Source organism: Microbacterium atlanticum (assembly GCF_015277815.1).
Lineage (GTDB): Bacteria > Actinomycetota > Actinomycetes > Actinomycetales > Microbacteriaceae > Microbacterium > Microbacterium atlanticum.
This window is the reverse complement of sequence record NZ_CP063813.1, coordinates 2,667,683-2,688,865: the sequence shown is the minus strand read 5'-3', so window position 1 is coordinate 2,688,865 and position 21,183 is coordinate 2,667,683. Positions and strand designations below refer to the sequence as shown.

The following is a 21,183-nucleotide window of genomic DNA, read 5'->3' as shown; positions in this document are numbered from 1 at the left end:
CTCGCACCCGCGCTTGAAACATGAATCGCCCGTCAGGTAGTGTCGCCCAGGCGGTCGTCCCCAGACCGCACAGCGCTCTACAAGGAGGTACCGCGCAATGTCCTCACCGAAGGCACCCGAGGCGACCGTGAAACAGTCGAGCCTCAGACGTGTCGTCACCGCATCGATGGCCGGCACCGTCGTGGAGTGGTACGAGTTCTTCCTCTACGCCACCGCCGCGACGCTCGTGTTCAACCTGATCATGTTCCCCCCGTCGGACGACCCCTACGCGCCGATCATCCAGGCGTTCGTCACCTACGCGGTCGGCTTCGTCGCCCGTCCTCTCGGTGGCATCGTGTTCGGCCACTTCGGCGACAAATACGGCCGCAAGAAGCTGCTGCAGGTCGCGATCATCCTCGTGGGAGTCGCGACGTTCCTGATGGGATGCCTCCCCACCTTCGCCCAGATCGGCTACTGGGCGCCCGCGCTGCTGGTGCTGCTGCGCTTCGCGCAGGGCTTCGCGGTGGGCGGCGAGTGGGGCGGCGGTGTGCTGCTCGTCGCGGAGCACTCGCCCAACCGCACGCGCGGCTTCTGGTCGTCATTCCCGCAGGCGGCAGTGCCGATCGGCAACCTCATCGCCACCGTCGTGCTGCTCGTGCTCAGCAGCACCCTCTCGCAGGAGGCGTTCCTCGCCTGGGGCTGGCGTGTCGGCTTCTGGCTGTCGGTGGTCATCGTCGCGATCGGGTACTACGTGCGCACCCGCGTCACCGACGCCCCGATCTTCCTCGAGGCGCAGCGGCAGGCCGAGGAGCAGAAGATCCAGCGCTACGGCGTCCTCGAGGTCATCAAGCGCTACCCGCGCGGTGTGATCACCGCCATGGGCCTGCGCTTCGCCGAGAACATCATGTACTACCTCGTGGTGACCTTCTCGATCGTCTACCTCCGCACCGCCCTCGAGATGGACGTCGCGCTGATCCTCAGCTGGCTGGTGATCGCGCACATCGTGCACATGATCGTGATCCCGGCGATCGGTGCGCTCGCCGACCGCATCGGGCGCAAGCCGGTGTACTTCATCGGCACGGTGCTCGCCGCCGCGTGGGGCTTCGTCGCGTTCCCCATGTTCGACACGCGCTCGCCCGGCGTCATCATCCTGGCGATCTGCCTCGGGCTCATGATCCATGCCTTCATGTACGCACCGCAGCCTGCCATCATGTCCGAGATGTTCCCGACTCGCATGCGGTACTCGGGCGTCTCGCTGGGATATCAGGTGACGTCGATCGTCGCCGGCTCGCTGGCGCCCATCATCGCCACGGCCCTGTTGTCGAGCACGGGCTCGTACGTCCCGGTCGCGCTCTACCTCGCCATCGCGGCGGGCGTCACGCTCATCGCCGTGATCTCGATGCGCGAGACGAAGGGTTCATCCCTGCACGATCTCGACCGCCTCGACGACGAGAGGATGGCCGCGGAGACGGTGCCGGCGCGCGCCTGATCACCCTGCCGCCGCGGGCCGGACCGCCCCGTCGCCGGCGACGGGGCGTTCCGGCGCGTGGGGCGGGCTACGCCGCTCGGCGCCGCGCCGGCTGCGCGATCGGCGCCGGCCGGAATACCAGGACCGTGGTCACGGCGAGGATCAGGATGCCGATCGACTCCACGATCACCGTCTCGGGAACCAGCGTGAAATTCCAGTCCTGCGTGATGCCGAACAGCCCGACGGTCAAGGCCAGGACGAGCGCCAGGAGAGTGGCGATCAGGAAGAGCAGGCTCAGTACGGTGGTGAGCTGAAGGAGCCGGCCGTGGAGGACGAGCATGCCGATCGCGAGCACCAGCCCCGCTACGAAGTTGAGGATGAACATCACGCCGAGGATGCCGCCGACGCCGTTCAGTGCGAGGTAGAGGTGGATCCCGCCGGCGGCGAGGAGCGCGATGGCGCTCAGGATGCGCATCACCCAGAGCATGCGCGAACTGGTCTCGGTCATGTTCCTACCCGCTCTCTTCCGGAGGCGGCGCGGTCGCGGCCTTCTCCAGAGACACGAGCTCACGGCGCGCGGGGTTCATCCGGAACAGCCAGATGACGTCCCGGCCGAACGACTCGAGCACCAGCGCCAGCGCCACCAGGGCGACGACGATGTTCGCCGCAGGCGGCAGCAGCTGCGACGCCACGATCGCCAGCGCGATCCCGCTGGCCGCCGTCACCACCTTGCGCCAGTACCTCGGCGGCAGCGTCGCACGCATCCAGGGAAGCATCCACCCCGCCCCCACGAACGCGTAGCGCAGAAGTCCGATCGTCAGCACCCACCACCCGACCAACGGCGCGTCGTACACGCTGAGCAGGAGGAGCAGAAAGGCGTCGACCTCCATGTCGAACCGCGCGCCCAGCTCGCTCTCGCTGCCGGTGCGGCGGGCGACGTAGCCGTCGACACCGTCGAGCACGAGCGCGAGCGCGACGATCGAGACGAAAAGGACGACGGATGCCTCGCCCCAGAACGACGCCACGACGAGAGCCGTCACGACGCCGACGAGCATCGACCGCGTGGCCGTGACGACGTTGGCCGCCCCGAACCGCTCCGTGCCGCGGCGACCCAGCGCCCGGGCGAGCAGCGACGTCGACACGATCAGGTACGCGCCGCCGGCAGCCCACGCCGCCGGCGGGAGCGGCACGATCAGACCGGCCGGGACGAGCAGCGCGCCGCCGCCGAGTGCCCACCACCAGGGGGTCCACTGAACTTTTCGCATCCGCCCCCCGTGTTCTCGACATGCCGGTCACCGGGAACACGACGACCATACCCGCCGCGGTTCACCGGGAGGAGCCGGACGCGACCGCCTGGTGGGCGATTGCTCCGGGCAGGGGAGAATTCCGGCCGGTGCGGCTGCCACCCCCGTCGGAGGGTGAGGCGTCGGTGCGGACGCTGTGGACCGGCCTCAGCCGCGGCACCGAGTCGCTCGTGGCGCGTGGAGCCGTCCCCGCCAGCGAGCACGACCGGATGCGCGCGCCGTTCCAGGAGGGCGATTTCCCCTTCCCCGTCAAGTACGGCTACCTCAGCGTCGGGCGCGTGGAGGACGGTCCGCCCGACCTCGCGGGGCGGACGGTGTTCGCGCTGTACCCGCATCAGTCGCGCTTCGTCGTCCCCGCTGCGGCGCTGACGGTGGTCCCCGACGGCGTGCCCGCGCGCCGTGCAGTACTCGCCGGCGCGATCGAGACGGCGGTCAACGTGCTGTGGGACGCACGCCCGCTCGTGGGCGACCGCGTCGTGATCGTCGGCGCAGGCATGATCGGGGGCGCGATCGCCCGCCTGGCACGCGGCATCCCGGGCGCCGATGTCACACTCGTCGACGTCGACGAGTCGAAGCGCGCCGTGGCCGACGCGCTGGGGGTCGGGTTCACCGCGGCCGAGCCTGCGGGCGACGGGGCGGACGTCGTGATCGAGGCCAGCGGCAGCGCCGAAGGACTGCAGGTGGCTCTGCGAGCGGCACCCACCGACGGCGAGGTGGTCGTGGCCAGCTGGTTCGGCGACCGGCCGGTGCCGCTGGAGCTCGGAGCCGACTTCCACTCCCGTCGCCTCGCCATCCGCGCCAGCCAGGTCGGCGCCGTCGCATCCAGCCGACGATCGCGGCGCACGACGCAAGACCGCCTAGCGCTCGCCGTGCGCCTGCTGCAAGACCCTGCCTTCGACGCGCTGCTGGGTGCAAGCTCATCGTGGAGGCAGTTGCCGGACGTCACGTCCGCGCTGGCGGACGGCACGGCCGGGCCGCTCTGTCACACCATCGATTGGAGTGCGGCATGAGCTTCAGCGTCACCGTCCGTGATCACCTCATGGTCGCGCACAGCCTGCGCGGGGAGGTGTTCGGTCCCGCGCAGCGCCTGCACGGTGCGACGTTCCTCGTCGACGCGACGTTCCGCGCCGCGGCGCTGGACGCCGACGGCGTCGTGGTCGACATCGGAAAGGCCGCCGACGCCGTGCGGGAGATCGTCGCGTCGCTCACCTACCGCAACCTCGACGACGAGCCCGACCTCGCGGGCGTCAACACCACGACCGAGCGTCTGTGCCAGATCATCGGCGACCGCCTCGCCCAGCTGGTGCGCGATGGCGCCTTCGGTGAGAACGGGCTCACCGGTGTCGCGGTGACGCTCCACGAGTCGCACGTGGCCTGGGCGTCGTACGAGGTGGCGTTGTGACCGCCCGACCCGGCGTCGTGTTCCTCGTCCCGGACGGGATCGACGATGCGGGCCGGGTCAGCGGCGGGAATGTCTACGACCGCCATGTGCGCGACGGCCTGCGCGCGCGGGGGTGGACGGTGACGATGGCGGAGGCATCCGACGGCGCGGGAGTGGCGTCCGCGCTGCGGGGCGTCACGGACGGCGCGCTCGTGCTCGTCGACGGGCTCGCCGCCGGGTGGGCGCCGGAAGAGGTCGACGCGTCGTCGCGGCGGCTGCGGCTCGTGCTGCTCATGCACATGTCGGCAGCGGCCTTCCCGGATGCCGACGACGAGGTCGTGGCCGCCGAGAGCCGCGCCGTCGCCTGTGCGCACCGCGTGATCGCGACCAGCCGCTGGACCGCCGAGCAGCTGGTGCGGCGGGGGCTCTCGACCCAGGACCGCATCACCGTCGCACCGCCCGGAGTCGTGGCGGCGGAGGTGAGCGCTCCCGACGACGACCGCCGCTTCCTGTGCGTCGGCGTCCTCGCGCCGCACAAGGGGCAGGACACACTGCTCGCCGCCCTCACCCGCCTGCGCGAGCCGGCGTGGTCGTGCACCCTGGTGGGTTCGGCCGAGCCGTACCCGGAGTTCGCCGCGCGCCTCGCGGACGAGGCGCGTGCGCTGGGCGGCCGGGTGGCCCTCACCGGCGTCCTCACGGGGGAGCGGCTCGACGAGCTGTACCGGCGCAGCGCCGTCCTCGTGGCCCCCTCCCGCGTCGAGAGCGCCGGGATGGCCGTCGGCGAGGCGCGCGGGCGCGGCCTGCCCGTCGTCGCGGCAGCGGCGGGCGGCATCCCCGAGACCGTTGCCGGCGGTGGCGCGATCCTGGTGCGCCCCGGCGACGCCGAAGAGCTGGCCGGCGCACTGGACTCCTGGATGGCCGACCCTCGGCTGCGCGCACGGTTGCGTCGTGAGGCGCTGGCAGCCCGGGAAAGGCAGCCGCGTTGGGACGACACGGTGACGCGCGTCACCGACGCGCTGGAGGCGGCATGAGCTCCATCTCGACGGCGACGGCGGAGTGGCTGGCGCTCCGCGCCGGAGCGGACGACCGGTCGCGGTCGACCGAGCTCGCGCGGGAACTGGCGCGGCTCGTCGGTCCGGGAGTCGTCGAGGTGCACGACCTCGGCGCAGGGACCGGCGCGATGGCGCGCTGGCTGGCGCCGAGACTCCCCGGCCCGCAGCACTGGACGATGCGCGACGGCGATCCCGGGATCCTGGCGCACGCCGATCTCCGTTCCGTCGGCGATCGCGAGGGCCGGCCCATCGAGACGGAGTGGGTGGTCGAGCATCTCGCCGAGCTGCCGCGCGACGCGTTCCACGGTGCGACGGTGGTCACGGCATCCGCTCTCCTGGACGTGATCACCGAGCAGGAGGCCGCGCACATCGTGGCAGCGTGCGTCGACGCGGGCGTCCCGGCGCTGTTCAGCCTCAGTGTGACCGGACACGCCGAGCTGCGTCCGCGGGCGGACGACGCGCTCGAAGGCGAGATCGGCGCCGCGTTCGCCGACCACCAGCGCCGCGACGCCGACGGCCGGCGCATGCTCGGCCCGGACGCGGTGCGCGTCGTCACCGAGCGGTTCGCTGCCGCCGGATGGCGGACCAGGACCGCGTCGACGCCCTGGCGGCTCGGCGAGGGGGACCGGGCGCTGGCCGCCGCGTGGCTCGACGGCTGGGTGGACGCGGCGGTCGAGCAGCGCCCCGAGCTCGCCGGGGCGGCCGACGACTTGCGCCGTCGGCGTCGTGCGCAGGCGGAGGCCGGCGATCTGCGGGTCGTCGTCGGGCATGAGGACCTGCTCGCATGGCCGGGCTGAGGGCGGTCTCGCCGCGCCTGCGTGCCCTCGCCGGCGCCGGGGCGGCGCTCGCCGTCGTCGCCGGCACCGTCGCCGTGGTCGGGTTCGGTCCCTTCGTGCAGGGCATCGTGGCAGTCACCCCCGCGATCATCGTCGTCGCCGTCGCTCTGGCGGCGGTCGCGACCGCGGCGGCGGCGTGGCGGTGGCGGATCGTTTCCGCGGGATTCGGCCTGTCGCTGGCGTGGGGGGAGGCGGTCGGCGCCTACTACCGATCCCAATTCCTCAACACCGTGCTTCCGGGGGGCGTCGTGGGAGACATCCATCGCGCCATCGCCCACGGCCGCAGCCGCGACAGCGTGGCGCTCGCCGCCCGAGCGGTGGCCGCCGAGCGCGTCGCGGGCCAGCTCGTGCAGTTCGTGCTCACGCTCGGCATCCTGCTGCCGCTCGGGCTCGCTTCCTCGCTGGCGCCGCTCGCGTGGGCAGGTGGTGCGATGCTCGTGCTCATCGCCGCCGCGGCGGCGGTCGTCGCCGCCCTGCCGTCCGGGCGCCGGCTCATCGCGAAGGAGTACCGGATGCTCCGCCCGCTGCTGACGCGTCCCCTCGCGCTCCTGGGCGTGGTGCTGGCATCCGCGGTCGTGGTCGCCGCGCACACGGCGGTGTTCGTGGTCGCGGGGCTGGCCGCCGGAGTCGACGGCGAGATCGCCGACCTGCTTCTGGTGGCCCTCGTGGTGCTCGCGGCGTCGGCGATCCCGGTGAACATCGGCGGCTGGGGACCTCGCGAAGCAGTGGCCGCCTCGGCGTTCGCCGTCATCGGGCTGGGCGCGGGAGCAGGCCTCGCCGTCTCGACCACGTTCGGGGTGCTGGCGATGGCGGCGGTGATCCCGGGAGCCGTCGTGCTGCTGGGCGACCGCTTCCGTTCCCCGGGCGGGAAGGGCATCATCGGGAGCGGGAGATCCGCATGAGCCAGCGACCGTACGTGACACTCAGCTGCGCGATGTCCATCGACGGATACCTCGACAGCGCGGAGCCGCGCCGGCTCGCCATGTCGAACGCATCCGACCTCGACCGGGTGGACGAAGTGCGCGCGCGGAGCGACGCGATCATGGTCGGCGCCTCGACGCTGCGCCGCGACGATCCGCGCCTGCTGGTCCGCGACACGGCGCGCCGCGCGCGCCGGCTGGCGCTCGGACTCCCCGAGTCGCCGATCAAAGTCACCGTCACCGCGAGCGGCGAACTGCCGGCCGATGCGGCGTTCTTCACGACGGGCGACGCGCCGCGCATCGTCTACTGCCCCGAGGAGCGGGCGGCGTCGCTCGGCGCGCGGCTGGGCACGCGGGCCACCGTCGTCGGGACGGGGCAGGACTGCGTCAGCATGACGGCCGTGCTCGACGATCTCGCCGCACGCGGTGTCGGCAGCCTCATGGTCGAGGGCGGGGGCAAGGTGCTCACCCAGTTCCTGACGGCAGACCTCGTCGACGAGTTCCACCTCGTCGTGGCCCCGTTCTTCGTCGGAGAGGACCGCGCGCCGCGCGCGGTCGGCACCGGCACGTTCCCGTGGACGGCATCACGCAGAGCCCGCCTGGCCGATACGTTCCGAATCGGCGACGTGGTGCTGCTGCGCTACGCGCTGTCGGACCGCTTCGGCGCCCTCGACGGCACCGACGCGGTGGACGCGGGCGTATCGCGCGACGCCGCTGTCCAGACGGTGCCCGCCGAGCGGCGCTGACGGTGCGACCGGCCGAGGTCTGGGGCGGTCCTCGCCGCCGTCGCGCGGCGACCGCGGCCGCGGTCGTCCTGCTGATCGCGCTGCCGCTTCTTCCCGGCGCCATCGCCACCGGCTCCATGCGCGGGCTGGTCGCCATCCCGGCGGAATCGCTGGTGATCCTGCTCCTGGTCGCGGTCGTCCCGTCCCGCAGGATCCGCGTCGTCCTGGCCGGCGTGTTCGGGGTCTTCGTCTGCCTCGCGGTCGTGCTGGCCGCCATCGACCGGGGGTACGACGCGGCTCTCGGGACGCGCTTCGTGCCGCTGGACTGGCCGCAGCTCGGCGACGCCTACGGGGTCCTCGCCGCCGCGATCGGCGCGCTGCCGGCGTCGGCCGTGGTGGCCGTCGCGCTTGCGCTGCTCATCGCGACCTCGTGGGCGCTCGCGTGGGCCGTGCTCCGGATCGACGTCGTCGTCCGAACCCGTCCTCAGCGCGGCCGCCGCACGCTCGCGGCGGTCACGGGAGCGTGGATCGTGGTGGCGTGGCCGGCCGTGGCGTTCGGGATGACGCAGCCCGTCGCCGCCGCGGCAGCGACGAGCTCCGTCGGCTCGGCGGTGTCGCGGTCGGTCGCGGCTCTGCAGGCTCGGGAGGCCGTCGCTCGCGAGATCGCCGACGACCCGTACGCCGATGTCGCCCCGACGGATCTGCTGTCCGCGCTGCGAGGCAAGCACGTCGTGGTCGCCTTCATCGAGAGCTACGGGCGGGTCGCGCTCGAGGGCGCCGGGTTCTCCGCGGGGGTGAACGAGACTCTCGACCGCGCCGAAGCCTCGCTGACCGCGCAGGGATACGTGGCGCGGAGCGCGTGGCTCACCTCCCCGACGTTCGGGGGAGTCAGCTGGCTGGCCCATGCGACGCTGCAGAGCGGCGTGTGGATCGATTCGCAGACCGCCTACAGCGAGGTTCTGGGCAGTGAGCGGCTCACGCTCAGCGCGGCGTTCGCCGACGCAGGCTGGCGGACGGTGGGCGTGGTTCCGTCGAACACCCAGCCGTGGCCGGCGGGCCGGGACTTCTATCGGTTCGACCAGATGTGGGATGCCACGAACCTCGGTTATCGAGGACCGTCGTTCGGCTACGCCCGCATCCCGGATCAGTACGTCTGGAAGCACCTTGCAGACCGTGAGCTCGCCGCGTCGCCGGCACCCGTCATGGCCGAGATCGACCTGGTGTCATCGCACACGCCGTGGGCACCGCTTCCGGAGCTCGTGCCGTGGCAGCAGGTCGGCGACGGCTCGATCTACCACGGGCAGCTGTCCGGCAGCGCTTCTGCGAATGAGGTGTGGGAGGACCCGGAGAGGGTGCAGCGGTACTACGGCCGGTCCATCGAGTACGCCCTCGACGCGATGTTCTCCTTCCTCGAGAACGTGGACGGTTCCAACCTCGTCGTCATCGCGCTCGGCGACCACCAGCCGGGACGGATCGTCGCCGGCCACGACGCCGGGCGTGACGTGCCGATCAGCATCATCTCCCAGGATCCCGCGGTGGCGGAGGCGATCGCCCAGTGGGATTGGGAGCCTGGGCTGCGTCCCACGCGGGAGTCGCCGGTGTGGCGGATGGACGCGGTCCGCGACCGCTTCTTCGCCGCCTTCGGCTCCGTGCCCTGAGCGCATCGCGGCCGATTCGGGCCAGGGAATAGCCTTCGAGGTCCTGCGTTGTCCTCAATACCCCATGGGGGTATAACAGATGCGATGGCTCGTGAGGAGAGACCCGTGAACGATCCGCAGCACAGTGCACAGTCAGGCGCTGTCGCCCACCGCCCCGCCGGTGACGGGGGCCGCCGGCTCGATCAGAACGAGCATGGTCATCACGGTGAGCACCACGATCACACCGATCACGCCGGCCAGGAGCACGGCGACGGCCACCGCGGGCACGCCGGGCATGGAGCCGACCACGTCGCCCGCTTCCGCCGGCTGTTCTGGGCGAACCTCATACTCGCGGTCCCGGTGGTCGCCTTCTCGCCCATGTTCGCGATGCTGCTCGGCTACCCCCTCCCGGACGCCGCCGTCGTCCCCTGGATCCCGCCGGTGCTCGGCACGGTGATGTTCTTCTGGGGCGGCGGGCCCTTCCTCACCGGGGCGGTCTCCGAGCTGCGCTCGCGCAGACCTGGGATGATGCTGCTGATCGGCCTCGCGATCACCGTCGCGTTCTTCGCGTCGTGGGGAGCGAGCCTCGGCCTGCTGCACCACGAGCTGGAGTTCTGGTGGGAGCTGGCGCTGCTCATCGTGATCATGCTCCTCGGCCATTGGATCGAGATGCGCTCGCTCGCGCAGACCACATCGGCGCTCGACTCGCTGGCCGCCCTCCTTCCCGACCAGGCCGAACGCGTGGAGGGGGACCGCGTGGTGACCGTCGCCCCCGGCGAGCTGCGCGTCGGCGACGTGGTCGTCGTCCGACCGGGCGGCAGCGTGCCGGCAGACGGGCGCATCGTCGACGGACGCGCCGACATGGACGAGTCGATGGTCACCGGCGAATCCCGGCCGGTCGCCCGCTCTGTCGACGATCACGTGACGGCCGGAACCGTCGCAACCGACTCCGGACTGCGCGTCGAGGTGACCGCGACCGGCGACCAGACCACGCTCGCCGGCATCCGACGGCTCGTCGCCGATGCCCAGAACTCGACGTCGCGCGCTCAGCGTCTCGCCGACCGCGCCGCGGGCTGGCTCTTCTGGTTCGCGCTGGGCGCCGCCGCCGTCACCGCCGTGGTGTGGACCGCGTTCGGGATGCCGGACCAGGCGGTCGTCCGCACGATCACGGTGCTGGTGATCGCCTGCCCTCACGCGCTCGGTCTCGCCATCCCGCTCGTCGTCGCGATCGCGACCGAGCGCGCCGCTCGGGGCGGCGTGCTGGTGAAGGACCGGCTGGCGCTGGAGAGCATGCGCACCATCGACGCCGTGCTCTTCGACAAGACCGGAACTCTGACCAAGGGCGAGCCCACCGTCGTCGATGTCGCACCGGTGACCGGCGTCGACGCCGACCGCGTGCTGGCGCTGGCCGCCTCGGCGGAGTTCGACAGCGAGCACCCGCTGGCGCGCGCCATCGTGCGCGCAGCTCGGGAGCGCCGCCTCACCCTCGCGCCCGCTTCGGCCTTCGAGTCCTCGCCCGCCGTCGGGGTGAGCGCCACCGTGGAAGGCCACCGCGTGCGCGTCGGCGGTCCGCGCCTCCTCGAGGAGATCGGCGGGACCGATGTGCCGGCCGCCGCGGCCTGGCGTGAGCGGGGCTCCATCGTGCTGCACGTGGTGCAGGACAGCGAGGTGGTCGGCGGTCTGGCGCTCGCGGACGAGATCCGTGCCGAGTCGCGCGAAGCCGTCGAGTCCCTCCACGCGCTGGGGGTCGAGGTCGTGATGATCACCGGGGACGCCGAGGCCGTGGCCCGCTCGGTCGCCGAAGACCTCGGCATCCGCCGCCTGTTCGCCGGCGTGCGACCCGAGGACAAGTCCGCCAAGGTCGCCGAGCTGCAGGCGGAGGGCCTCAAGGTCGCGATGGTCGGCGACGGCGTGAACGACGCTCCCGCGCTGGCTCGCGCCGACGTCGGCATCGCCATCGGCGCCGGCACCGACGTCGCGATCGCATCGGCGGGGGTCATCCTGGCCTCGAGCGACCCGCGCTCGGTGCTCTCGGTGATCGAGCTGTCGCGCGCCGGCTACCGCAAGATGACGCAGAACCTCTGGTGGGCGGCCGGTTACAACCTCGTCTCGGTGCCGCTCGCCGCCGGTGTGCTCGCCCCCGTCGGCTTCGTGCTGCCCATGTCGGTCGGGGCGATCCTGATGTCGCTGTCGACGGTGGTGGTCGCCCTCAACGCGCAGCTGCTGCGCCGCCTCGACCTCATCCCCGAGCACAGCGCTCGCGCTGCGCTCGGCCGCTGACGGCCGGCGAGGCGGCGGGGAGGCATCCGTCCCCGCCGCCTCGTCCGCCGCGGGGATAGGGTTTGTGCATGACCACGACTCCTCCCGGTTGGTACGACGACGGCCACGGCGCCCTGCGGTGGTGGGACGGGAGTCACTGGACCGAGCACGTCGCGCAGCCCGATCCGGAGCCGTCGGATGCCCCGACCGAGGCCGAGATCGTGGCCGCACAGCTCGGCTTCACCGACGACCTGGGCCGGTCGGAGAGCGGCCCCGCGGGAACCGAGCCCGCCGCCCTGACCCCGGCTGTCGCCGCCCCCGGCGCCGCCGCGCCCGCGGACGGCTCAGCCGTGGCATCCGTTCCCTCCCCGGCTCACCCGGCTGCGACCGCGGATTCGCCTGTCGCTGTGGAGACCCAGCCCCCGTATGCGGCGCCCTACGCGGGCGCGGCGCCCGCAGGAGGGGCGTTCACGGCCGCGACCGAGCCGCGGAAGTCACGCCTGTGGATCGTCTGGGTCGTGCTCGGCGTGGTGCTGCTCGGCATCGTGATCGCGGTCGCCGTCCTGATCCCGCTGCTGATGCTGTCGGCGTCGACGATGGGCAGTGCCGCGCAGTCCGACGACGAGCGGTCGGCCGTGGCCGCCGTCGAGCTCTTCGACGCCGCCTACCAGCAGGGCGACTGCGATGTGCTCGCGGAGGCGACGACGGAGCAGTTCCGGGCGGCCAACGGCTTCGACGACTGCGCCGCCTTCCAGGACCAGGCCGCCGCATTCAACGCCGCGCTCGACGAGTACAACGTCGAGGTGACGGACGTCGAGACCGTCCAGGACGAGATCCTCGTCACGACGACCGAGACGTTCTCGGAGATCGGCGAGGACGCCGCCGCCACGCCCGGATCGGCGGTGTACGAGTACACCGTCGTCCGATCCGGCGGCGCGTGGCTCGTCGACGACGTCGCCGAGGGATGAGCGCACCCGAGACGATCCGGCCGCCGCGCGACGCCCGCTTCGTCCTCACCTGCGTGGGGATCGGCCTGCTGGCCGGGGTTCTGTCGGGGCTGTTCGGCGTCGGAGGCGGCACCGTCATCGTGCCTTTCCTGGTGATGCTGCTGCGCTTCGACCAGCGCCTGGCAGCGGGCACGTCGCTGGCGGCGATCGTGCCGACGGCGACGGTGGGCGTCATCTCGTACGCGGTGCACGGCTCGGTGGCGTGGATCGCCGCGCTGCTCCTCGCCGCCGGGGCGGTCGTGGGCGCCCAGGTAGGCACGTGGCTGCTGCCCCGGCTGTCGCTCACCGTGCTGCGCTCGGCCTTCGTCGGGTTCCTGGTCGCGGTGATCGTGAGCCTCTTCGTGGTGATCCCCTCGCGCGACGCGGAGCTGGTCCTGACCTGGCTGACCGGTGCCGCGCTGGTCGTGCTGGGAGTTGTCACCGGCATCCTCTCGGGCCTCATCGGCGTCGGCGGCGGCATCATCGTCGTCCCCGCGCTGATGGTGCTGTTCGGCACGAGCGACCTCGTCGCCAAGGGCACGTCGCTGCTGATGATGATCCCGACCGCCGTGTCGGGCACCATCGGCAACGTCCGCCGCGTCAATGTCGACCTGGTGGCCGCGGCGATCATCGGAATCGCGGCGTGCACGACGACGGCCCTCGGGGCGTGGGCGGCGGTGCTGGTGGACCCCTTCGTGGCCAACGCGCTCTTCGCGGCCTACCTGGTGGTCATCGCCGTGCAGATGGGGATCCGGGCCTGGCGCGGGCGGACCCGCCCGGCCGGGGGGCGCAAGACCGCTCGGTAGGATGGCCTGGTGCCAGTGAACCCCGAGCTCGTCGCGCGTGACTTCCCGCCGACGACCCCCTACCTCGTGGGCCGCGAGAAGGTGCGCGAGTTCGCCCGCGCCGTGTTCGCCGACGACCCGCAGCACATCGACCTCTCCGCCGCGCAGGCCCTCGGTTACGCGGACGTGGTCGCCCCTCCCACCTTTGCGATCGTGGTCACCGACGCCACGCTCCAGCAGCTGCTGGGCGAGCCCGACTCCGGCATCGTGCTGCAGAACGTGCTGCACGCCGAGCAGAAGTTCCGTTACACCCGGCCGATCGTCGCCGGCGATGAGCTGACCGCGAAGCTCTCGGTCACCGGCATCCGTGCGATGGGCGCCGCGTCCATGGTCACGAGCGAGTCCGAGATCACGGATGCCGGCGGAGCCCACGTCGTGACGGCGACCTCCGTCCTGCTCGTGGGGGAGGGCGACCAGTGAGCGCCGCGTCCACCGGCTCCGGGCTCGGCGCGCTCGCCGTGGGCGACGTCGTCGCCGAGCGCACGGTGCATCTCACCCGTGAATCGCTCGTGCGCTATGCCGGGGCATCCGGAGATTTCAACCCCATCCACTACCGCGACGACGTCGCTGCCGCCGTCGGGCTGCCCGGAGTGCTCGCCCACGGCATGCTCACGATGGGACTCGCCGTCGGCACCGTCGAGTCCTGGCTCGGCGACACCGGTCGCATCCTCGAATACGGCGTGCGGTTCACCAAACCCGTCGTGGTCGACCCCGAGGCCGGCGCCGACGTCACCGTGGTCGCGAAGGTCGGGGCGGTGGACGAGGACTCCGCCCGCATCGACCTCACCGTGTCAGCCGCCGGCACCACGGTGCTGGTCAAGGCGCAGGTGCGCGTGCGGACCGCCTGACGCATGCCCGAAGTCACCCCAGTCCCGCTCTCGCGGCTCACGACGCTGCGCACCGGCGGCCTCCCCGCACGCATGATCGAGGCTCACACCGCCGCAGAGCTGGTCGACGCCCTGCGCGACGTCTGGTCGACCGGCGACGACTGGCTCGTGCTCGGGGGCGGATCCAACCTCTTCGTCGGCGACGGGCCGTTCGACGGCACCGTCGTGCGCGTGCTCACGAAGGGCATCGAACGGATGCCGTCGCCGCTGGCGGGCCGCGCTCGCCTCAAGGTGCAGGCGGGCCACGACTGGGACGACCTGGTCGCGTACGCGGTCGCGGCGGGCCTCGGCGGGATGGAGGCGATGTCGGGCATTCCCGGCACCGTCGGCGCCGCGCCGGTACAGAACATCGGTGCGTACGGCCAGGAGATCGTCCAGACGCTCAGCGAGGTCGAGCTCCTGGACGAGTCCAGCGGCGACGTCTCGACCGTGCCCGCATCGGAACTCGGCCTCGGCTTCCGGACGTCGGTGCTGAAGCACCACTACGGCTCGGTGCCCGCCCGCCGCGCCGTCATCCTGTCGGTCACGCTGGACCTGCCCGAGGTGGGCCACGGGGCACGGCGCATCGCCGGCGACCAGCTGCGGTCCGCGCTGCGCCTCGGGCCCGACGACGAGGTGACGCTCGCCTGGGTCCGCGACCGAATCCTCGAGACCCGCCGCAGCAAGGGCATGGTCCTCGACCCCGCGGACCCCGACACGTACAGCGCCGGGTCGTTCTTCCAGAACGCCGTGGTGTCGGCATCCTTCGCCCGCACGCTTCCCGAGGAGTGCCCGCGCTGGCCCGTGCACCCCGACCTCGACCCGGTGCTGGTCATCCCGCTCGAAGACTTCGACGGGCTCGTCCCCGCGCCTGCCGCCGTCGAGTCCGACGTGAAGGTGAGCGCGGGGTGGCTCATCGAGCACGCGGGCGTGCGCAAGGGGTTCAAGCTGCCCCGGTCTCGCGCCGGTCTGTCGACCAAGCACGCCCTGGCGCTCACCAACCGCGGCCAGGCGACCGCGGCGGAGCTGGCCGAGCTCGCCCGGTTCATCCAGGGTCGCGTCCAGTCCGAGTTCGGGCTGATCCTGCAGCCCGAGCCCGTGCTGCTCGGAGTGGAGCTGTAGGTCCACCGCGCCGCGGCTCTCGGGCGCGTTGCTCCCCGAGTCGCGGACCGCGCCGGGGCTCTCGGGCGCGTTGCTCCCTGAGTCGCCACCGCGCCGGGGCTCTCCGGCGCGTTGCTCCCCGAGTCGCCAACCGCGCCGGGGCTCTCCGGCGCGTTGCTCCCCGAGTCGCCAAAACACGCCGGGTGGCGGCATCCGGTGCGGCGTGTCTTGGCGACTCGGGGCCGGTAGCTGTGCCGTTCGGCTGGCCGTGGGGCAGCGAACTCAACCCTGAGTCGCCAAGACACGCCGGGTGGCGGCATCCCGTGCGGCGTGTCTTGGCGAGTCGGGGCGCGTAGGCGAGCCGTTCGGGGCCCTGGCCAGCCGACTCAACTCTGGGTCGCCAGGACACGCCGGGTGGCGGCATCCGGTGCGGCGTGTTTTGGCGACTCGCGGCGCCCGCGCGAGTCAGGGGTGAGGGGATGTCGCGCCCGCGCCGTCGAGCGCGGGTATCGCCCGGGGCCTCGGGGCGACGGCAGGGATGATCCTCAGGCGGCCGACAGGTACCGGCGAATGCGCGAGATCATCGCCGTGGGGTCGTCGAAGTCACGGGCTGTCACCACAGCGACGCGGTACCCCAGCGACTCGAGTTCGGCGCGTCTCCGCTGGTCGCGGCTCCACTGCGCGGGGGTGACGTGGTGCTCTCCGTCGTACTCGACCACGACGCCGGCAGCGCGGTACAGCATGTCGACGCGCGCGACGAACCGTTCGTGGTCGTAGATCTCCACATTCGTCTCGGGCATCGGCAGCCCCGCCAGCCGCAGGATGGCGCGGAGCTCCGATTCTCGCGGCGACTCGGATCCTGCTGAGCACAGTATCAGCGCGTCGGCACGCGCACGCGCACCGCGACCCGCTCCCGCTTCAGCGTGCACCTGGTGTAGTCCCGCGAGCGAGATGAAGGGCCGCCGTCGGGCGATGAGGTGGTCGGTGACGGCTACGAGCCGGGGAAGGGACATGAGCGCCGCGAGGTCCACCCAGGTTCGTGCGGGAGTCGTGACGCGGATGCCCCTCGCAACGCCGACATCGCCTGGCCGGAGCCGAAGAGCGCGACCGACGACGCCCGCGCGGCGGATCCTGTTCGCGGGCAGTGCGACGCCGATGACCGGCCGCTGAAGCGCCTGCCATTCCAGCGCGAGCGGAAGAGGCATCCCATGCAGCACCGCGGCGGTGGGACCGCACGCGAACGTGTGCGGCGGAAGAACTTCGAACAGTGCTGTCACTCGCTCGAGATCCGTGATCAGCCGCTGAGCCCGAACGCCGTGGAACGGTGCCGTCAGGCGCTTGGCCTGCAGCCGCCCCGAGGAGACGCCGAGGTTTCGTGCCTGCCGCACTGCGAACGCGCTTCCCAACTCGGCTGGCAACGGATGATGCACGACGCCATGGTGTCTCCCGTCCGCTCTCCTCGAGATCCACTCACGCAAGCTCGTGGAGTATCGCTCGCGTCGCGGCGCTGGGGAGGAGCCCAGCGGGCGCTCGCCCCGCCTTAACTCGCCCCTGCCTCCACTCGCCAAGACACTCCGGTTGGCGGCGAGCGAAGCGGCGTGTCCCGGCGACTGGAGTTGGCCAGGGCTTCCGCGCGCGCCTGCGCCCCGCGCCCGTGCGCACGCCCTGCGCCGCCGCGTGCCTCCGCGCTCCTCCCGGCCGCGAGTCGCCAAGACACTCCGGCGGCGGAAGCGAGCTCCGGCGTGTCTTGGCGAGTGGCGGGGGACGGACTTGCATGTTGGATGCCTCGGGGCCGAGGCATCCGCGCACCCGCGCATCCAACGCCCCCGCGCCCGCCCCGCGCTCGTCCCGGCCGCGAGTCGCCAAGACACGCCGGCGGCGGAATCGCGGCGCGGCGTGTCTTGGCGAGTGGCCGGTGGCGAGTGCCGAGTGCCGAGTGGCGAGTGGCGGGGGACGGACTTGCAGGGCGGATGCCTCGGGGCCGAGGCATCCGCGCACCCGCGCATCCAACGCGCCCGCGCCCGCCCCGCGCTCCTCCCGGCCGCGAGTCGCCAAGACACTCCGGCGGCGGAAGTGCGGCGGGGTCGCCAAGACACTCCGGCGGCGGAAGCGCGGCGCGGCGTGTCTTGGCGAGTCGCGAGTCGCGAGTCGCGAGTGGCCGGTGGCGAGTGCCGAGTGGCGAGTGGCGAGTGGCGGAGGACGCGAACTACGAGGCGAACAGGCGCTGCAGGCGCTGGACTCCTTCGAGCAGTGCCTCGTCGCCGAGGGCGTACGACAGGCGCAGGTAGCCGGAGGGGCCGAAGGCCTCGCCGGGCACGACGGCGACCTCCGCCTTCTCGAGGATGAGGTCGGCGAGCTCGAGCGAGGTCGTAGGGGTGACCCCGGCCCACTCGCGACCGAGGAGCCCGCGCACGTCGGGATACGCGTAGAACGCGCCCAGCGGGTTGGGCACGGTGACGCCGTCGATCTTCGACAGCTCCGACACGATGGCGCGGCGGCGGCGGTCGAAGGCGAGGCGCATCTGCTCGACCTCGCCCTGCGGGCCGGTGAGCGCGGCCAGCGCTGCGCGCTGCGCGACGTTGTTGACGTTCGAGCACAGGTGCGACTGCAGATTGCCGGCGATCTTGATGGCGTCCTTCGGGCCGACCATCCAGCCGACGCGCCAGCCGGTCATCGCGTACGTCTTCGCGACGCCGTTCACGAGGATCGTCTGGGCCGCGGCATCCGGAACCGCCTCCACGATCGAGATCGCCCGCGTGCCCTCGTACACGAGGTTCTGGTAGATCTCGTCGGAGACGATCCAGATGCCGTGCTCGACAGCCCACTCGCCGATCGCGGTGGTCTCCTCGGCGGTGTACACCGAGCCGGTGGGGTTCGACGGCGAGACGAAGACGAGAGCGGTCGTGCGGTCGGTGCGGGCCGCCTCCAGCTGCTCGACGGTGACCTTGTACTCCTGCTCGGCTCCGGCGAAGACCTCGACGGGAACGCCGTCGGCCAGTGCGATCGCCTCGGGGTAGGTCGTCCAGTACGGCGCGGGGAGGAGGACCTCGTCGCCGGGGTTGAGGACGGTCTGGAAGGCCTGGTAGACGGCCTGCTTGCCGCCGTTGGTGACGATGATCTGCGTCGGGTCGACGTCGAGGCCCGAGTCGTGCAGCGTCTTGGCGGCGATCGCCTCCCGCAGCACCGGCAGACCGGCGGCCGGGGTGTAGCGGAAGTTGGCGGGGTCGCGCAGCGATTCGGCCGCGGCATCCACGATGTACGACGGGGTCGAGAAGTCGGGTTCGCCCGCCGCATACGAGATGACGGGGCGTCCGGCGGCCTGCAGCGCCTTGGCCTTGGCGTCCACCTTCAGCGTGGCGGACTCGGCGATGGCGGAGAGCTTGCGGGAGAGCGGTGCGCGTTCGGTCACGCTTCGAGCGTAGTCCGCGCGGCGCGCCACTTCAGCCGGGCAGTGCGCACCGGGCGAGGGCGGGTGTGCGGGGGTGGTCTCGCCCCGCGACAGTGCGTCCGGAACGCCTCGGCGCCGGCATGCGGCGAGCCCTTTCCGCCTTCCGCGCGGCCGGGGTAGCCTGTGCCTCGTGGACGCCTGGATCTGGAGTGCGGTCGTGCTCGCCATCGTGCTGGTCGTCGCCGGCGGGATCGCGTGGTGGCTCGCGCACGGCTGCGTCCTGACCAGGATCGGCGCGGGCGGGGCCATCCTCGGCGGGGTGGTGTCTCTCATCGCGCTGGCCGTCCTCCTCGACATCGACACCGGGCTGCGCGTCGCCATGATCGTGACGGTGGCCTCGGGCGTCTGGCTGCTCGCGTGGGCGCTGGCCGGCGGCATCCGCGGGCAGCGGCTGCTCCACGCGGAAGAGCGGGCGGATGCCTCGGCCGACGGCATCCGCGCATCCTCAGTGTCGGGGCGCGCGCGCAGCGTCTGAACCCGCCGTCCGTCTGCACGCGGCGCCGGGAGTGGCGGCCGGGGGAGCGCCCGCGGCAGCCCGGTCGATCGAGCGCAGATGCGCGCCCGGTGGACGCGCGCCTCCACCGGATGGGGGATGCCTCCTCCTGCGGATGAGGGCTGGGAGCGCCCGGGCCCTGCGGCGAGGCTGAAGGCATGAGAACTCCAGCGGTGCAGGTGCGGAACCTGCAGAAGAGCTACGACGGCCGAGCCGTCGTCGACGACGTGAGCTTCGACATCGCGCGCGGTGAGACCTTCGCGCTGCTCGGCCCCAACGGCGCCGGCAAGTCGACGACCGTCGAGATCCTCGAGGGCTATCGGCGCCGCAGCGGCGGCGCGGTGAGCGTCCTGGGGATGGACCCCGAGCAGGGCGGGCTCGAGTGGAAGGCGCGCCTGGGCATCGTGCTCCAGACGTGCGGCCAGAGCGGCCTGCTCACGGTGCGCGAGCAGCTGCGGCAGTTCGCGGGCTTCTACCCGAACGCGCGAGACGTCGACGAGGTGATCTCCGCCGTCGGCCTCCAGGCGCAGGCGAAGATGCGCACGTCGAAGCTCTCGGGCGGACAGCAGCGCCGCGTCGACGTCGCGATGGGCATCATCGGGCGCCCCGAGCTGCTCTTCCTCGACGAGCCGACCACCGGCTTCGATCCCGAGGCCCGGCGCGAGTTCTGGGAGCTGATCCGAGGGCTCAAGGCCGACGGCACGACGATCCTGCTGACCACCCACTACCTCGACGAGGCAGCCCAGCTCGCCGACCGGGTGGCCGTGATCGCCGACGGCCGGCTGCGGGCGGTGGGCCCCGTCGAGACCTTCGGCGGACCGGAGGCCCGCGTGCCGCTCGTCCGGTGGCAGGAGCAGGGCGTCCTGCGGGAGGCGCGCGCGGCCGCGCCGCTCGCGTTCGTCGCCGAGCTCACCGAGCGACTGGGGTACGAGCCTGAGCAGCTCGAGATCGTCCGCCCCAGCCTGGAGGACATCTATCTGGAACTCGTTGCGAGCGCTGCCGGTGTCCCGGCGGCGGAGATGAAGGAGACGGTGCGATGAGCACGACGGCGATTCGGGTGCCGGGGATCGTTCCGACCGGCCTGTGGCGGGCGCAGTTCGAGCTGAAGCAGTACTTCCGCTCGGGCGACACGCTGTTCTTCACCTTCCTGTTCCCCGTGTTCATGCTGGGCCTGTTCAGCGTGGCGTTCGGCGGCGACGGCGACGTGCAGATGGCACCGGGGGTGCCGGCGGTGCCGATGGCGCAGCTCTACCTTCCGGGCATGATGGCCGCGGGGCTGCTGCTCTCGGGATTCCAGAACCTCGCGATCGACATCGCGCTGGAGCGGGCGGACGGCACGCTGAAGCGACTGGGAGGATCGCCCCTCTCCCCGGTGAGCTACTTCCTCGGCAAGATCGCGCAGGTGCTGGTCACCGGAGTCCTGCAGGCGGCGCTGCTGCTGGCGGTCGCCGGCCTCGCCCTCGGCGTGCCGCTGCCCACCGAGCCCACGCAGTGGCTCACCTTCGCGTGGGTGTTCGTGCTCGGCATCGCCACGTCGGCCCTCCTCGGCATCGCCCTGTCGACCGTGCCGCGCACCGCGAAGAGCGCGACCGCGGTCGTGATCCCCGTGGGGCTGGTCCTGCAGTTCATCTCGGGCGTGTACCTGATGTTCTGGCAGCTGCCGGAGTGGCTCCAGAACGTCGCGTCGCTCTTCCCCCTCAAGTGGATGGCACAGGGCATGCGCGCGGTGTTCCTGCCGGACGCGTACGCCACTCTGGAGCAGGGCGGCGAGTGGAACCTGGCGGGCGTCGCCGCGGCCCTGGGCATCTGGCTCGTGGTGGGGCTCATCATCTCCCTCGCCACCTTCCGGTGGATCCGTCGCAACGCGTAGCCTCGCACAGGGA

General features: G+C 72.2%; 22 protein-coding genes. 17 read left to right on the top strand and 5 right to left on the bottom strand.

All coding sequences use genetic code 11. The features are described from left to right. Window positions 1–97: 97 nt before the first annotated feature. A complete protein-coding gene (locus IR212_RS12360) occupies window positions 98–1,468 on the top strand; it encodes an MFS transporter (protein ID WP_194396197.1) in 1,371 nt (456 codons plus the stop codon). Window positions 1,469–1,535: 67 nt separating this feature from the next. On the opposite strand, the gene IR212_RS12355 is transcribed toward IR212_RS12360, so the two are convergent. Continuing rightward, the gene (locus tag IR212_RS12355; RefSeq protein WP_194396196.1) at window positions 1,536–1,955 is read right to left on the bottom strand and encodes a hypothetical protein; all 420 of its coding nucleotides are present in this window, start codon (window positions 1,953–1,955) and stop codon (window positions 1,536–1,538) included. 4 nt (window positions 1,956–1,959) lie between these two features. After that, the gene (locus IR212_RS12350) at window positions 1,960–2,712 is read right to left on the bottom strand and encodes a CDP-alcohol phosphatidyltransferase family protein (RefSeq protein WP_194396195.1); all 753 of its coding nucleotides are present in this window, start codon (window positions 2,710–2,712) and stop codon (window positions 1,960–1,962) included. Between the two features lie 128 nt (window positions 2,713–2,840). Between IR212_RS12350 and IR212_RS12345 the strand changes: the two genes are divergently transcribed. Genes IR212_RS12345 through IR212_RS12315 form a run of 7 tightly spaced genes read left to right on the top strand, consistent with a single transcriptional unit; the run spans window position 2,841 to window position 9,323 of the window. Next, window positions 2,841–3,761: a zinc-dependent alcohol dehydrogenase gene (locus IR212_RS12345; RefSeq protein WP_228479296.1), complete on the top strand. Its 921-nt coding sequence runs from the start codon at window positions 2,841–2,843 to the stop codon at window positions 3,759–3,761. Next, entirely contained in the window at window positions 3,758–4,153 is a 396-nt protein-coding gene (locus tag IR212_RS12340; RefSeq protein ID WP_194396193.1) for a 6-pyruvoyl trahydropterin synthase family protein, read from the top strand. Before IR212_RS12345 ends, IR212_RS12340 begins: the two co-directional genes overlap by 4 nt. Further along, window positions 4,150–5,163, top strand: coding sequence for a glycosyltransferase family 4 protein (locus tag IR212_RS12335; RefSeq protein ID WP_194396192.1), 1,014 nt, complete (start codon window positions 4,150–4,152; stop codon window positions 5,161–5,163). Before IR212_RS12340 ends, IR212_RS12335 begins: the two co-directional genes overlap by 4 nt. After that, window positions 5,160–5,981, top strand: coding sequence for an SAM-dependent methyltransferase (locus IR212_RS12330; protein ID WP_194396191.1), 822 nt, complete (start codon window positions 5,160–5,162; stop codon window positions 5,979–5,981). Before IR212_RS12335 ends, IR212_RS12330 begins: the two co-directional genes overlap by 4 nt. Continuing rightward, window positions 5,969–6,922, top strand: a complete 954-nt coding sequence (locus IR212_RS12325; protein WP_194396190.1) for a lysylphosphatidylglycerol synthase domain-containing protein — start codon at window positions 5,969–5,971, stop codon at window positions 6,920–6,922. The genes IR212_RS12330 and IR212_RS12325 overlap by 13 nt, the downstream gene beginning before the upstream one ends. After that, window positions 6,919–7,686, top strand: coding sequence for a RibD family protein (locus IR212_RS12320; protein ID WP_194396189.1), 768 nt, complete (start codon window positions 6,919–6,921; stop codon window positions 7,684–7,686). The genes IR212_RS12325 and IR212_RS12320 overlap by 4 nt, the downstream gene beginning before the upstream one ends. Window positions 7,687–7,688: 2 nt before the next feature. Continuing rightward, on the top strand, window positions 7,689–9,323 hold the full coding sequence (locus tag IR212_RS12315) for an alkaline phosphatase family protein (RefSeq protein WP_194396188.1): 1,635 nt from the start codon (window positions 7,689–7,691) through the stop codon (window positions 9,321–9,323). Window positions 9,324–9,455: 132 nt separating this feature from the next. On the opposite strand, the gene IR212_RS17105 is transcribed toward IR212_RS12315, so the two are convergent. After that, the gene (locus tag IR212_RS17105) at window positions 9,456–9,611 is read right to left on the bottom strand and encodes a hypothetical protein (RefSeq protein WP_228479295.1); all 156 of its coding nucleotides are present in this window, start codon (window positions 9,609–9,611) and stop codon (window positions 9,456–9,458) included. A gap of 69 nt (window positions 9,612–9,680) precedes the next feature. Here IR212_RS17105 and IR212_RS12310 point away from each other — a divergent pair, with 69 nt between their 5' ends. The 6 genes from IR212_RS12310 to IR212_RS12285 all read left to right on the top strand — a co-directional run bounded on the left by IR212_RS12310 (window position 9,681) and on the right by IR212_RS12285 (window position 15,380). Further along, window positions 9,681–11,582 carry a heavy metal translocating P-type ATPase gene (locus tag IR212_RS12310; protein WP_228479294.1) on the top strand — a complete coding sequence of 634 codons (1,902 nt, stop codon included), beginning with the start codon at window positions 9,681–9,683 and terminating at the stop codon, window positions 11,580–11,582. Window positions 11,583–11,650: 68 nt separating this feature from the next. Next, a complete protein-coding gene (locus tag IR212_RS12305) occupies window positions 11,651–12,529 on the top strand; it encodes a DUF2510 domain-containing protein (protein WP_194396186.1) in 879 nt (292 codons plus the stop codon). After that, window positions 12,526–13,353 carry a sulfite exporter TauE/SafE family protein gene (locus tag IR212_RS12300; protein WP_194396185.1) on the top strand — a complete coding sequence of 276 codons (828 nt, stop codon included), beginning with the start codon at window positions 12,526–12,528 and terminating at the stop codon, window positions 13,351–13,353. Before IR212_RS12305 ends, IR212_RS12300 begins: the two co-directional genes overlap by 4 nt. Before the next feature lie 9 nt (window positions 13,354–13,362). Further along, window positions 13,363–13,812 carry an FAS1-like dehydratase domain-containing protein gene (locus tag IR212_RS12295; protein WP_194396184.1) on the top strand — a complete coding sequence of 150 codons (450 nt, stop codon included), beginning with the start codon at window positions 13,363–13,365 and terminating at the stop codon, window positions 13,810–13,812. Continuing rightward, a complete protein-coding gene (locus IR212_RS12290; RefSeq protein ID WP_194396183.1) occupies window positions 13,809–14,240 on the top strand; it encodes a MaoC/PaaZ C-terminal domain-containing protein in 432 nt (143 codons plus the stop codon). The genes IR212_RS12295 and IR212_RS12290 overlap by 4 nt, the downstream gene beginning before the upstream one ends. A 3-nt stretch (window positions 14,241–14,243) precedes the next feature. Continuing rightward, entirely contained in the window at window positions 14,244–15,380 is a 1,137-nt protein-coding gene (locus IR212_RS12285) for a UDP-N-acetylmuramate dehydrogenase (protein ID WP_194396182.1), read from the top strand. Between the two features lie 524 nt (window positions 15,381–15,904). Here the strand turns inward: IR212_RS12285 and IR212_RS12280 are convergent. After that, entirely contained in the window at window positions 15,905–16,747 is an 843-nt protein-coding gene (locus tag IR212_RS12280; RefSeq protein WP_194396181.1) for an endonuclease domain-containing protein, read from the bottom strand. Window positions 16,748–17,565: 818 nt separating this feature from the next. Beyond that, the gene (locus IR212_RS12275; RefSeq protein WP_194396180.1) at window positions 17,566–18,768 is read right to left on the bottom strand and encodes a pyridoxal phosphate-dependent aminotransferase; all 1,203 of its coding nucleotides are present in this window, start codon (window positions 18,766–18,768) and stop codon (window positions 17,566–17,568) included. Between the two features lie 169 nt (window positions 18,769–18,937). Here IR212_RS12275 and IR212_RS12270 point away from each other — a divergent pair, with 169 nt between their 5' ends. The 3 genes from IR212_RS12270 to IR212_RS12260 all read left to right on the top strand — a co-directional run bounded on the left by IR212_RS12270 (window position 18,938) and on the right by IR212_RS12260 (window position 21,170). Further along, window positions 18,938–19,282, top strand: coding sequence for a hypothetical protein (locus tag IR212_RS12270; RefSeq protein WP_194396179.1), 345 nt, complete (start codon window positions 18,938–18,940; stop codon window positions 19,280–19,282). A 176-nt stretch (window positions 19,283–19,458) separates the two neighbouring features. Then, window positions 19,459–20,340, top strand: a complete 882-nt coding sequence (locus tag IR212_RS12265; RefSeq protein WP_194396178.1) for an ABC transporter ATP-binding protein — start codon at window positions 19,459–19,461, stop codon at window positions 20,338–20,340. Beyond that, window positions 20,337–21,170 carry an ABC transporter permease gene (locus tag IR212_RS12260; protein WP_194396177.1) on the top strand — a complete coding sequence of 278 codons (834 nt, stop codon included), beginning with the start codon at window positions 20,337–20,339 and terminating at the stop codon, window positions 21,168–21,170. Before IR212_RS12265 ends, IR212_RS12260 begins: the two co-directional genes overlap by 4 nt. Window positions 21,171–21,183: the final 13 nt, after the last annotated feature.